The 11,982-nt window shown below is 66.2% G+C and carries 14 protein-coding genes; 5 read left to right on the top strand and 9 right to left on the bottom strand.

Annotated elements, in window-relative coordinates; translation table 11 throughout:
- On the bottom strand, window positions 1-620 hold a 620-nt coding region (locus VGI12_18285; protein ID HEY2434628.1), incomplete at its 3' end, for an MFS transporter.
- 455 nt (window positions 621-1,075) lie between these two features.
- On the opposite strand from VGI12_18285, the gene VGI12_18280 reads away from it, so the two are divergent.
- The gene (locus VGI12_18280; protein HEY2434627.1) at window positions 1,076-1,705 is read left to right on the top strand and encodes a universal stress protein; all 630 of its coding nucleotides are present in this window, start codon (window positions 1,076-1,078) and stop codon (window positions 1,703-1,705) included.
- A gap of 9 nt (window positions 1,706-1,714) precedes the next feature.
- Window positions 1,715-2,539 carry a cytochrome c gene (locus tag VGI12_18275; protein ID HEY2434626.1) on the top strand — a complete coding sequence of 275 codons (825 nt, stop codon included), beginning with the start codon at window positions 1,715-1,717 and terminating at the stop codon, window positions 2,537-2,539.
- A gap of 194 nt (window positions 2,540-2,733) precedes the next feature.
- On the opposite strand, the gene VGI12_18270 is transcribed toward VGI12_18275, so the two are convergent.
- Both VGI12_18270 and VGI12_18265 read right to left on the bottom strand, forming a co-directional pair.
- Window positions 2,734-3,285 (bottom strand): energy transducer TonB, encoded by a 552-nt coding sequence (locus VGI12_18270; GenBank protein ID HEY2434625.1) that lies wholly within the window; start codon window positions 3,283-3,285, stop codon window positions 2,734-2,736.
- Window positions 3,286-3,308: 23 nt separating this feature from the next.
- A complete protein-coding gene (locus VGI12_18265) occupies window positions 3,309-3,617 on the bottom strand; it encodes a hypothetical protein (GenBank protein HEY2434624.1) in 309 nt (102 codons plus the stop codon).
- 232 nt (window positions 3,618-3,849) lie between these two features.
- Between VGI12_18265 and VGI12_18260 the strand changes: the two genes are divergently transcribed.
- Window positions 3,850-4,179 carry a hypothetical protein gene (locus VGI12_18260; GenBank protein HEY2434623.1) on the top strand — a complete coding sequence of 110 codons (330 nt, stop codon included), beginning with the start codon at window positions 3,850-3,852 and terminating at the stop codon, window positions 4,177-4,179.
- Between the two features lie 134 nt (window positions 4,180-4,313).
- On the opposite strand, the gene VGI12_18255 is transcribed toward VGI12_18260, so the two are convergent.
- Genes VGI12_18255 through VGI12_18235 form a run of 5 tightly spaced genes read right to left on the bottom strand, consistent with a single transcriptional unit; the run spans window position 4,314 to window position 8,992 of the window.
- Window positions 4,314-4,967: a hypothetical protein gene (locus VGI12_18255; protein ID HEY2434622.1), complete on the bottom strand. Its 654-nt coding sequence runs from the start codon at window positions 4,965-4,967 to the stop codon at window positions 4,314-4,316.
- A 32-nt stretch (window positions 4,968-4,999) separates the two neighbouring features.
- On the bottom strand, window positions 5,000-5,746 hold the full coding sequence (locus VGI12_18250) for a hypothetical protein (GenBank protein HEY2434621.1): 747 nt from the start codon (window positions 5,744-5,746) through the stop codon (window positions 5,000-5,002).
- Window positions 5,743-7,008 carry an OmpA family protein gene (locus VGI12_18245; GenBank protein ID HEY2434620.1) on the bottom strand — a complete coding sequence of 422 codons (1,266 nt, stop codon included), beginning with the start codon at window positions 7,006-7,008 and terminating at the stop codon, window positions 5,743-5,745. The genes VGI12_18250 and VGI12_18245 overlap by 4 nt, the downstream gene beginning before the upstream one ends.
- On the bottom strand, window positions 7,005-7,955 hold the full coding sequence (locus VGI12_18240; GenBank protein HEY2434619.1) for a hypothetical protein: 951 nt from the start codon (window positions 7,953-7,955) through the stop codon (window positions 7,005-7,007). Before VGI12_18240 ends, VGI12_18245 begins: the two co-directional genes overlap by 4 nt.
- 5 nt (window positions 7,956-7,960) lie before the next feature.
- On the bottom strand, window positions 7,961-8,992 hold the full coding sequence (locus VGI12_18235) for a hypothetical protein (GenBank protein ID HEY2434618.1): 1,032 nt from the start codon (window positions 8,990-8,992) through the stop codon (window positions 7,961-7,963).
- A gap of 161 nt (window positions 8,993-9,153) precedes the next feature.
- On the opposite strand from VGI12_18235, the gene VGI12_18230 reads away from it, so the two are divergent.
- Both VGI12_18230 and VGI12_18225 read left to right on the top strand, forming a co-directional pair.
- Window positions 9,154-10,377 (top strand): ectonucleotide pyrophosphatase/phosphodiesterase, encoded by a 1,224-nt coding sequence (locus tag VGI12_18230; protein HEY2434617.1) that lies wholly within the window; start codon window positions 9,154-9,156, stop codon window positions 10,375-10,377.
- 134 nt (window positions 10,378-10,511) lie between these two features.
- Window positions 10,512-11,114, top strand: coding sequence for a hypothetical protein (locus VGI12_18225; protein HEY2434616.1), 603 nt, complete (start codon window positions 10,512-10,514; stop codon window positions 11,112-11,114).
- 31 nt (window positions 11,115-11,145) lie between these two features.
- On the opposite strand, the gene VGI12_18220 is transcribed toward VGI12_18225, so the two are convergent.
- Window positions 11,146-11,982: hypothetical protein (locus VGI12_18220; GenBank protein HEY2434615.1), on the bottom strand; the 837-nt coding region annotated here is incomplete at its 5' end.

The raw sequence follows: 11,982 nt of genomic DNA, 5'->3' as shown, positions 1-11,982 counted from the left end.
GACGAAACCAGCGCACGCCGCGGCAAGAGCCAGAGGGCGACACCGATGAACGGCACGTAGGAAGCGACGTTGACGGCGAAGCACGCGACGAGTCCGACGCTGGAGATCAGCGCGCCGGCCAGCGCCGGGCCGAGAATGCGTGAGAGATTGAACTGCGTCGAGTTGAGCGCCAGGCCGTTCCCAACCTGATCGCGTGTCAGGATCGACGGCGCGATGGACTGAAACGAGGGCATGGAGAGCGCGTCGGTAATTCCGACGATCAGCGAGAGCACGATGACCATCCATGCGTCAATTCGGTGGGTGATCAACAGAAGGATGATCGCCAGCGGACAGAGCATCTGAACTGATTGGAAGGCGGCAATCACGGTACGACGATCCGCGCGGTCGGCGAGCCGCCCTCCCCAGATCGTGAGCAGCCAGGCGGGTGCGTCCACGACGAAGGAGTCAAGACCGATCAGAAATGGCGAGGCGCCCAGAGTCACCAGGAGCCACGGTTCCGCCACCTGCTGAGCCCATGTCCCAATGCTCGAAAGCAGGCTGGCGAACCACAACGTGCCGAATTGCCGCGTCCCCAGCAGCCCGACCGAGTGACGAAAGGTCTTCAACCACTGCGTGGTCAAGGTCGGTCCAAGCAGCTCTGAGGGATCCAGCGGCGTCGTTCGGAAGACATGGCGCAGATGATCATCCAGGACACGATGGCGCGCAACTCGAGTTCATTGCCTTGCGCTCTGGTGCGCGTGTCTGGGGTGATCCGTCCGAGCCTTCCTGTCCAGCAAGTCGTCGCACTCTCTTGCGTCGGCGTATCCCGTGCGTGGAGACCTGACACGTGGCGGCAATGATCAGGCAACCGCATTGCAGTGATCGGTATCGGGAACCCCGCGCCGACGGAAATCCGGCAGCGGCGCTTTCCAAAAGGAGCCAGTCATGGCGCTTCCGACACTCGTGGCGGCTTTCGTGGCCGGAGTTCTTCTCGCCGTCGGGACCGGGCGGTGGGTTCGCCTCGCCCGAATGAGGTCCGCGGCCAAGCGTTGGTAGTCGGCCTCGTCGCCATGGCATCGACAGCAGGAGAGGGCCGATGAAACTGTTGCTCGCGGTTGACGGCTCGGGGTGCGCTCAGGCCGCCGTCGAGGCGGTCATGAAGCACTTCCGCCGTATTGGGACTGAGGTGCGGGTGGTCCACGTGCTCGACTGGCCGAAGGAACTGCCCTCATCTCTCGCGTTCGGTGAAGGTCGCGGAGCGGCGCACGCCGTGCTCCACGCCGAGGACATCGCGCGTCAGGACGCACACCTACTGCTTGCCCGTGTCGTCGATCGACTCACGCGCGGCGGTTACACTGCCACCGCACACTTGGTCGAAGGCGGGCCTCGGCAGGCGATCACGACGATGGCGAAGGACTGGCCGGCGGACGTTGTCGTCGTCGGCTCACACGGCCGTCACGGGCTGGATCGGCTGTTGCTCGGCAGTGTGTCCGAGAGCGTGGTCCGCCAGGCCCAGTGTTCCGTGTTCGTTGTGCGCGAAGGCGCGCACGCCGCTGCCACCGGCGTCCCAATCCCGAAGAATGAGGTCGGCGTCGACATCGTGGCGACAGGCCCTGGCAATCTCCGGAGCACGGGCGGGGGCCAAGTCGAAACCGCCGGTTTCTCTGGAATTCGTGAGAGGGTCGGCGTAGCTGCCGGAAATCCGGCAGCGATCGGCCGGACCTGAGGAGGGGACATGCGGTGGACAACGTTAGTGGCCGTGGCGTCCGGCGTCATTGGCCTGCTCGGTGCGAGCGTGCGCGCGCAGTCGCCGGCCTCGCCCGTCACGCCAGTGTCGGGCCAGAGTTGGATTCGGACGCTGGGCATCGACTATCGCGACACCAGCCTCGGACGCGGCGCCGGCCGCTATGGTCCCAGCCCGAACGATCTGGCAACCGATCGCAAGCCGCTGCAGCTCACACTCGCACCGACCGTGACGGTGACGGGCGAAGATCTGTATCGCATGAGCTGCCAGGCCTGCCACCGCGCGGAAGGCACCGGCGCACCGCCTGAGATCAAGTCGGTGCTGCCAGTTGTGCAGGGCTCGACGCTGCAGCAGATGCAGGGAAAGGTGACGCGCGAGGACCTCTACACGCGCATCGAACGAGGCGGGCAGAAGATGCCGTCGCGCGGGTATCTCGCGCGGACCGACATCGATGTCCTTTACGCGTATCTCGCGACGCTGGCCGGCGCGAAGGACACAAGGGGCGCGAAGGAGACTGTCAGCGTCGATCGGCTCGGCGAGTTCGTCGTCAAGGGCACGTGCCACATCTGCCACGACGCGACCGGGCCGCGGCCGAGCGACAAGGCGATGCTCGATGGCGCGATTCCGTCGCTCGCGAGCGTCATGACCGACCGGTCGATCTCCGACTTCGTCAACAAGGTGGAGCGCGGCGCGCCGGCCGTCATGGGCGATCCCGCGGTGCCGCACCGGGGGCGGATGCCGGTCTTCTATTACCTTACCGACACCGAGATCGCAGCGGCGTACAAATACCTGCACGCGTATCCGCCCAAGCCCTGAATGCGACGGTGCGACGATCGATGAGATCGTGCAACCGTTGCAGAGCTTCGACGCCGATGTGATCGCCAACGCGATCCGCCAGCAGTCCTCCTCCGCCGCGCACCGCCTTGCCCGGTCGGTCGCGCGGGCTCGCGCGGAGGTCGCGGCGGGCGGTTAGGCGTCGCGTGTGTCCATCGCGCGACCGTTCATGAGCGTTACCGAATCGTGAAGTCCATCATGACGATGACGAGGACGTCGACCGGAACGCCCGCGAGACGTCCCGGCTCGAACCGCCACTGAGATACGGCGGCCACCGCCCGATCGTCAAGACCTCCAGAATCCAGCGAGCGGACGATCTGGATGTGCGACGAGCGACCGTCACGAGTGACGACGACCTCTAGGACAACGGTGCCTTGAATCTTGCGGAGGAGCGCCTCGCTCGTGTAGCTCGGCCTAATCTCGAGAATGACCCGCGGAGAGGTCACCGCACCGCCAGCCTGGTAGACGCCGCCACCGGTGCCGCCGCCGGAGCCAGAGCCGAGACCTGGACCGCGGCCTGAGCCAATTCCGGTCCCGATACCGGTGCCAACCCCGCCGCCGGAGCCTGGACCGGTTGACGCGCCGACCGACACGCCACTAACTGGCAATCCAATCTGCTCGAACCAGCCGGATGCCATCGGCTTCGCGTCGAGCACGATCGACGGGAGCGGTGACGCCTGCCCGGCTCGCGCCGGCGCATCGGTCGCCACCGGCGCAGTCAGGGGCAACCGCGTTCGCACTCGCAGGGTGGTCAGATCGGAGCCACGCCCTGCGCGCGACGAATGGGCCCTGGCTGCTGATTTCCTCCGCCACCGCCGCCGCCTATGCGTTGCGGGTCGGGCGCGAGAAACACGATGTGACGGACGTCGAGCGTCTCGTGCGCGGCCACACGTTCGGCACAGCCGGCATCGTCAGTGGCTCCGGGCGCGAGCGTGACCATCCCCACGATCATGACCGCCGTGAGGTGCAGCGCCGCGGAGACCGCCAGCGTCGGCAGCGCACTGGACCCGCGGTGCAGCAATCGCGGTGTGGGCGGCTCATCCTGGTCGAGATGCAGCACGGCCAGGAGATCGCAAAGCGGATACCGCTGGAACTGGGTCGTCCGGCCGGCCTTTGCCGAGACGCTACCGTCTGGGCTCTGACCGAGCTGATCTCAGCCGGGAAATTTCCCTCAAGCGAATCCCAAGAATCCCCACGCGCGTTCTTGCCACGGAAGACGAAACGTCGATCCGCAGATCGATTGACACTGCTGCGACTCCACCGGCGGCGTTGCTGGCGCGAAGGTTGCGTCCGTGAAAGGGGACATGGCGACTACCAGCGCTGAACCCAAGACGATCTACTGGCACCGCGATCTGCCGCCCCTGGACGCGCAAGCGATAGGCGAGCACGTCATAGAGGCTGTCAGCGCTCGGGTACCCGACACGATCTCGCATCGAGACGACTTGTGGAATCGCTGCGAGGGGGAACTCATGGTCAACACGCAGGCACGGTTGCGCCAGGAACTCGCCCGTCTTGGCGGCCGCTGCGCACGCGTGCTGCGCGAATCGATCGAGACACGGCACAACGGCGCCACGGCCGAAGCGTGGCTCCATGGTTCCTTCACCTACATGCTGTATCGCTGATTGAGAGCGAACGCGATGAAAGGTTCGTTTGGTCACTGCGGTCAATACCGCAATCGCATCACCGTTTGCTGGCTCGGCGGGGTTGAGGAATCCCTTTCGTCCTTGCAATCAGAGAGCGCCTCACACTGACGGGCTCAGCGGCCGAGCGGATGCGCGAAATAGCGGACGCCCTCAGGCCACGCACCGGGGTGATGCTCGAAGCCAACCTTGGTCGATGTCTTGAGGTAGTTCCGCACGCCCGCCTGCGTGATCTCCGGACCGTTCTCCTCCAGCAGCCGTTCGGATCGCAGCGCTGGCCGTACGATCGCGATGTGGCCGGGCCTGTGGGGATCCGGATTCTCATAGACGATCGCGACGAGACTGCCGGCGTTCGCAAGCGTCTGTGCGTCCTTGGCGGTCTTGATCTCGCGCCACCCGCTCTGCTCGCCCGCGGACGAGTGGAACCAGGCCGCCTGCGCGTTGGCCAGCAGGATCTGGCCATGCTCGGGCGGCCGAAGCATGTAGACGCCGAGGCGCTCGCCGACGGCGGCCGCGAACGCGCTGCAATGCGTCGCTTTGCCGGGCCCTTCGTAATCGGCGTCCTTGTCCGGTTCGCCGGTTTTCCAATTGACGTGCTCGTGGTCCAGCCAGAGCGACTCGACGTTGCTCGCGTCCAGCACTTCGAGCAGTTTCTCTGCCGCGGGCGCGAGCGTGCCGCAGCAGGACCGCTGCGGGGGCGCGGCCGCGCGAATGACGCCGGGAATTGCGCTGACGGCGACCGCGATCACCAGCATCGAACGAAGACTCATGTCGATTCCTCCCAGCTCCCGCCGCGGCTTCGTCAGAACGTCTTAGGCGGCGCAAACACAAACCGCGCGTCGTCGAGCGTGGGATTCGGCTGCGGCTCGAAGGTCACCGTGCTTCGATTCAGGTTGCCGGCGGGACCCCCTTCCGCCGTGTCCTCGAAGACGCGCCGCACGAGCAGCGTCTGAGCGTCGACCCACACGGTCATCCGCCGCACGTTGACGACTCTCCCGGACGCCCGGTACACGGACTTGCCGACGCCGGCGAGCTTGTAGCAGCTATGGCCGTCGATCGCTTCGGTCCCCGCGAGCGACGCGCCGCCGAATTCGGTCAGCGGACCGGTCAGGTCCGCCTGCGGGAAGAGCCATGGCGAGAGCTGCATCAGCGCGTTGAGTGTCGGCTCTCCGCCGGCGATGAAGGCTCCTCCGCCCTCGCCCTTCCCATACGTCTCGGCCACGCCCGTCGCCTGCCACCACGAGTGGAAGGCAGCATCGTCGGCCCACACGACGAACCGATCGGCCTTCTCTTCCCTGACGAAATCGAACAGGAAGTGGCGCGGCGCGCGGTACGCCGTCTTGAAGGTGTGATGTTCGTGCAGCACGCCCCCGGGAGGACCAAACTCCGTATCGACGGTGCCGGAGTCCGCATAGGACTTGAGAGCGGCGTAGGCCGCCTGGCTACGCGTCAGCAGCTCGTCAGCCGAGGGGGGGACCGGCCGGGCCGCCTGCGCCCATGCCACCGACGCGCAGGCGCCCGCCACGACGAGCGTTCGAAACGTCTTCATTGCTTGACCAGCTCCACGCGGCGATTCTTCGCACGGCCCTCGAGGGTCGCGTTGGTATCCTTCGGCTGCGACTTTCCGAAGCCGGCCGTCGAGAGCCGCGCCGCCGTAACACCGTAGCGGCCCACGAGCGCGGTGCGAACGGCGGCGGCGCGGCGCTTCGACAGATCGAGGTTGTAGTCGTCGCGGCCGAGGCCGTCAGTGTGCCCGTTGACGCCGAGCTTCCAGTCCGGATGCCGCTTGAGAACGTCGGCGATGTCCTTCAACGTGGGATCGGACTCCGGCCGAATCACGTCGCTGTTGAAGGTGAAGTAGATGCTGTAGACGTCGGCGCGGCCCGATTCCGCGAGCTCGCGCTCGATGGCACTCCCACCGCCCGCGCCGTCGCCCGTGCCCGCGCCTGCACCGCCGCCCGCACCGGCTCCCGCCCCGCCACCTGCGCCGGGTCCACCGCCGCTCTCCGGCGGTCCGCCGCCGCAGCGCGTCGTGATCTTGATCACTTGCAGCGACTCGCGGTCCCCGGCCGGGCGCGGCTCGATGCCCAGCTCCTTGGCCTCTTCCTTGGAGATCGCTTCCACGTGGCCGATGCCGATTCGGAACTTCAGCGTGAGCGGATTCGCCGGGTCGTCGAGAAAGAAGAACTCGGACTGGTCGCCGAAGAAATCCCCAGCCGCCTGGATCGCCGGAAGTGACACGGGCACGTCGTTCAAGAGGACAGGCATCATCACCGCGGCCTTGCCGACCCGCGCGACGCTCGCCACTTCCTGGTTGTCGTAGACATTGGGGTGCTGCTCGCGATCGATGCCGGGCTTCTGCACGTTGAACCCGATGAAGATCCCCATCGAGGTCTCGCCCTTCGTCTTGAGCTCGTTCAGCACCGTGGCTGACGTGCCGATCGCCGTCGTCTCTGGGATCAGCTCCGGAAGCAGGGGCGAGAACTGCTGCAGGTAGAGCGTGGCACTGCGGAGGTCGCTCCGGCGCACCGTGCGAATGAGGTTGGTCTGCTGCAGTTTCGGCTTGTCATCGACCAGATCGTCCATGACCATCCGTTCGGTCGAGTACTTCACCCGGACCTCGCTATCGGTCACCGCCAGGATCGTCTTGATCGACTCGTAGTCGCCGTCGGGATCGTTGACGGCCGTCACGACCGTCAGGCCGGCGCACAACGGAATGGCGGGCGCCGCTGCTGGAATCGTCCCCGTACGAGCCACAGAAGTCAGTGCCAGGCCGAGCGCGATCGCCAGCCCGGCGAGACGACCCTTCACTTCGCTTTTCCGGCGATGTAGCTGCCAGGCAGCCCGAGGCCGGCGGCCTGCATGAACGAGGCGGGCCCCGCCTGGACGACGCCAAATCCCTCTGGCTGCACGCCGGCAGCGACCATGCGCTCGCCACTCGAGCTGGTGAGCACGAACAAGCCGCCCGCGGTCTTGCCTTCAGTCAGCGTCGCGACCGGAATCACCTGCTTGTTGTAGACGACGACATTGCCGAGTCCGTCCTCCGCATACATGCCGGCGCGTTCGCCGGCTTGATCGAAGACGAACGCTCCTCCGTGTTGTTGAAATTCGCCGATGGCCGCGACCGGGGACTTGCCGTCTTTCGAAAAGACCATCAACCGGAAATCCCCATCTTTCTTCGTTCCGAACCTCGCGCGGATCGTGTCACCAGTAGCCATCTGAAGACCGCTCTCGGTCGGGTCGGCGGAGATGAACACCGACTGCGCTCGCGCCGCGTCGGTCGCGCGGACGAAACCACCGGTGGTGCGCGCACCCAATCGCACCACGGCGTCGCCCCCGGGGTTGTAAAGGATGGCGTCCCGGTCCTCATTCACGGAGAAGACGCGCTTGCCATTGCGGTCCATGACTTCGAACGGGACAGGAACACGCCGCGTCAGCCCGGTCAGCTTCGCCTGACCCTCGAGCTCCGCAATGCGCCGTTCGAGCGCCTTGACGCGCGCGTCGGTCGTGCCCGGGGTCTCGTCGGGAGCCTGAGCCGGTGGCGGCTCGGCGGATCGTCTGAAGAACATGCTCGTTTGACCGGCCGGACACAACGAGCGGATCGGGGTGACACGCAGCACGCCCTCGGGTGCCGCGCACACATGCACGACGTTGGGTGGCGCCGGGGTCTGCGCTCGCAGCTCGGTCGTGATCCAGCCTGCCATCGCGGCGGTCGCGCACCCGGACGCGAAGACCAGCCCAAGTCGAAAATGCTTCATCATCTTTATCGTTGACCCCCGCCACCACTCGGACTGCACTGCTCGGCGGCGGCACAGCCGAGGAAGTAGCTCCCCGGTAAACCGCTGCCCGGGACCAGCGGAAACCCGGAGACCGGACCCGCCAGCACCACGCCGTAGCGATTCTGGGCGACGCCGAACTTCACCATCGGCTCGCTCGTCGCGTCGCCGATCGCGAGCAGGCCGCCGCCGGTCGCCCCTTCGGTGAGGGCCAGCACCGCCTCGCCCGCGGCATTCTGGACACGGACGCTGCCCTTGCCGTCGACGACCGACATCATGGCGCGGAGGCGGCCCACAGGGTCGCCGATGACCATCGCGCCCGTTCCTGCTTGCGATTCGCCGATCGCCGCCGCCTGGCCGGCCGGCCCCAGGACGCGAAGCGAGTAGTTCCCAGCCGGTTGTCGCCCGAAATCGGCGCGCCGCTGGCCACCCTGGGTCAACAGGAGCCCGCCGGCATCTCCGGCCACGCCAAAGGACACCTCCTGGCTGCCCTGCCCCCTTGCCGTGACGAACCCGCCGGACCCCGCGGCTCGCAGCTCGACGAACGTCTCTCCGTCGGCCGCGCGGATCAGGACTTTGCCGGTGAATACCTGAAGAATCGGGCGCCCCGATCCGTCCAGGACTTCAAACAAGGGTCCGTTTTCGAGCGCCGTCGCGCGTGCCTCCAGCCTGCCGAGGAGATCGACGCTCGCCGGTGACGCTTTATCGCCTTCGGCCTGAGGGTTCCAGGGATTGCCGTAGTCGCCCTCCGTCGTCGAGGGGGACAGGCGCATGGAGGTCTGTCCGGACGCGCACGTGCCAGTCGCTCCGGCCGCGTGCATGATGCCGTCGGCCCCAACACAGACCACGATCGCGCTGGGCGCGCCCGGCTGCGACGCGTCAGCCCCGGCGCTGGCCGTCGGATGACTGGGCGCAACCACGAGGGAAAGCAACAGGGCGACGACGATCGCCAGCGAGCCGCCGACGCGAACGCGCGTGCGTAGGGCGCCCCTTACCGTGGTCCTCGCCTCTACAGACATAATCGGTCGTCCTGATAACAGGCGTTCGGCGATCCGTCCGGTGACTCGGACTCCGCCGTCGGGCGGGAAGTATATCTTCAAATGGCGAAGGTGATCCGGCGGCCCGCGCCCTCAGACTCGGTCACAGGTGACATCGCGGTGGGGGCGGATATGATCGCCGCGTGAGATTCCGACCTATCGTCACGCTCTGGCTCGCCATGGCGGCGATGCTGCCGATCAGGCCTTCGCAGCCCGGCGCACCCATCGTGATCCTGATCTCCATCGACGGCTGGCGCTGGGACTATCTCGATCGGGTCAACGCGCCAACGTTGAAAGTGCTGGCCGCGGACGGCGTGCGATCCGAGGGACTGATTCCGTCGTTTCCTTCCGTCACCTTTCCCAATCACTACACCATCGTCACTGGCCTGCTGCCAGACCATCACGGCATCATCGCGAACGCGATGCTCGATCGATCCATAGGACCTGACAAGTTCACAATGGCGGCGCCCACCGCTCGGGATCCGCGCTGGTGGGGAGGCGAGCCAATCTGGACGACGGTCATGCGGCACGGGGGCCGCAGTGCGGCGATGTTCTGGCCTGGATCGGAGGCGATCCATCCGACCTATTGGCGACCGTTCGACGACACGCTGCCCAACGCCGAGCGCGTGAAGCAGGTGCTGGCGTGGCTGGCGCTGCCCGAAGGCGAGCGGCCCTCGTTCAATACGATCTACTTCAGCGACGTCGATCACGCCGGGCACGACTTCGGGCCAGACGCCGCTGAAACGGCGGCGGCCGCTGCCCGTGTTGATGCGGCGATCGGCAGTCTCGTGCAGGGCGTTCGCGCGCTCGGCCTCGAACCCCGCACCACCTACGTTGTCGTGTCGGATCACGGCATGGCGGCGACGAGCGAGAGCCGCCTCATCTACCTGGACGATTATGTGGGGCCAGACGACGTGGAGGTCGTCGATACGACACCGAACGCTGAGATGAATCCAAAGAGCACGCTATCGGCCGACGCCATCTACAAACGACTCGTCAACGCACATCCGGCGCTCGCTGTTTATCGGCGCGCCGACTTACCCGCCTGGCTCCACTACGGCACGAACCCACGCATCCCTGCGGTGCTCGCGCTGGCCGACCTTGGTTGGACCATCACTTCGCACACGGCCGCCGAGGCGCGCCATGCGCAAGGTCGCAGCTTCAACGGCGGTGCGCACGGCTACGATCCGCGCTATCGCGAGATGCACGGACTGTTCGTGGCGGCGGGGCCGCGTCTGCGCCGCGGGGTCGTCCTGCCGGAGTTCAGGAACGTCGACATCTACGGCCTGCTCTGCGAACTACTCCAGGTGGCGCCAGCGCCGAACGATGGCGACCTGCGCGAAATCGAGCGTGCGCTGAACCGCTGACGTGGCCGGCCGCAAGCCTCGCTCACACAGCACGACGACGTCATGATCGTCGCCGAGCGCACTGCCGTGACCGCTCCACACGGCCGACTCTCTCCGCGACCGGCGGAGGCTCAGGCCGGTGTCATACTGACTTCATGCCGTCCCGCATCGACGAACTACTCGAACGCATCGTCGGGCTCGAGCGAGAGCTCGAAGTCGAGTTCGCACGTGCGCGCGAGGCGTCGCGCTATCGGATCGCGAGCGGCCGTGTGCGATTCGAGCGCGAGGTTCATGATGCACACAAAGGCCTGAAACACGGCTTTGCGCGGTTCCTGCGCGACAGCAGCATCCCCAACCTCGTGACGGCGCCGATGATTTACCTGGTGCTCATCCCGATCGCGTTGTTGGACGCGTGGATGACCCTCTACCAGGCCGTGTGTTTCCGCGTGTATGGCATCGCCCGCGTCCGCCGGTCGGCATACGTCGTCATCGACCGACAGCACCTCGCGTATCTGAACGCGATCGAGAAGCTCAATTGCGTCTATTGTGGATACGCAAACGGGGTGTTCGCCTACGTGCGTGAGATTGCCGGCCGCACGGAGCAGTACTGGTGCCCGATCCGGCATGCGAAGCGGACCCGCGCCCCACACGAGCACTATCGCCATTTCGTCGACTACGGCGACGCCACGGGATATCAGCGGCGTCTCCTGCCGTTGAGACAAGAACTACGGGAACTCCGGCGCGACGATGAGCGCTAGAGCACGGCGGATGACGACAGAGCTCAGTCCTTCACTTGAGCGTCTTGTTGATTTGCGCGACCGGGAACGCGTTCACGAGATCGCCGAGCCCCGCGAGCGCGGACTTCTGGTCCGAGAAAGCTGCAGATTTGAACGTCAGGAAGGCCCCGCTGTCGAGCGTGACCGCAATGGTGCCGTCGGTCTGGACCGACGCCGGCAATCCGGCAACCTTCACCTGCTGTCCGGCCTGCATTCCCATCCGGGCGATGCCGCCGATCAGGCCACCGAGCGAGCCGCTTCCGCCGCTGCCCGCCGTCAGCGACACGTCGGCCGAGTACGTCTGCTTCTTGTAGGTGGCCGAGACGTTGTTGAACCCGGCGACCGTATTCTGCTGCAGATTCCCACGCGTCCAGCCCGCAACCGTCTGCGGGAATTGCTTGCCAACTTCTCCCTGCAGCTTCTGATCGAGCGCCGTGAGGCAGGCCTGAGCTTTTTCGTGTGCGGCCGAATAGTTGCCGGCTTTGCTCAAGCTGTCGATCTGCGAGCATGCGTTCAGGCCGCTGTCGCCGACGTCAAGCTGCGCCATCGCGTTCCGCGCTCCAGCCAGGAGCAGTCCGAGCGCTAAACCACCCGCAATCATCGTTCGCATGAGTTCCTCCTTCGACGACTCCACGTGCCGCTTGCGAGCGAGTCGGCTGACCGCAAGCCCGGCTTTCAATACGGAGCCAAAGCGCGAGCGTATACCAGCCGAACGCTCCGAGGGAAGCGCAAGTAGAGGAAAAGACATGCCGCCAGGGCGAAGAGGCGCGACGCCACCGTCGCCGTGCTGCTCGTCATTGGTGCGGTGAACGTCGCCAGATGCTGGTCCAGGCGACGGCGCGGCGGCGCG

The sequence above is a fragment of the Vicinamibacterales bacterium genome (assembly GCA_036496585.1).
Classification (GTDB): Bacteria; Acidobacteriota; Vicinamibacteria; order Vicinamibacterales; family 2-12-FULL-66-21; genus JAICSD01.
This window is presented reverse-complemented; position numbering and strand designations above follow the sequence as displayed.

Excerpts from the sequence above, each read along its gene's own strand:
- VGI12_18235 (HEY2434618.1), bottom strand. The coding sequence starts at position 8,992 with ATGTCTGTAGAGGCGAGGACCACGGTAAGGGGCGCCCTACGCACGCGC.
- VGI12_18280 (HEY2434627.1), top strand. The coding sequence starts at position 1,076 with ATGAAACTGTTGCTCGCGGTTGACGGCTCGGGGTGCGCTCAGGCCGCC.
- VGI12_18275 (HEY2434626.1), top strand. The coding sequence starts at position 1,715 with ATGCGGTGGACAACGTTAGTGGCCGTGGCGTCCGGCGTCATTGGCCTG.
- VGI12_18255 (HEY2434622.1), bottom strand. The coding sequence starts at position 4,967 with ATGAGTCTTCGTTCGATGCTGGTGATCGCGGTCGCCGTCAGCGCAATT.
- VGI12_18240 (HEY2434619.1), bottom strand. The coding sequence starts at position 7,955 with ATGAAGCATTTTCGACTTGGGCTGGTCTTCGCGTCCGGGTGCGCGACC.
- VGI12_18250 (HEY2434621.1), bottom strand. The coding sequence starts at position 5,746 with ATGAAGACGTTTCGAACGCTCGTCGTGGCGGGCGCCTGCGCGTCGGTG.
- VGI12_18225 (HEY2434616.1), top strand. The coding sequence starts at position 10,512 with ATGCCGTCCCGCATCGACGAACTACTCGAACGCATCGTCGGGCTCGAG.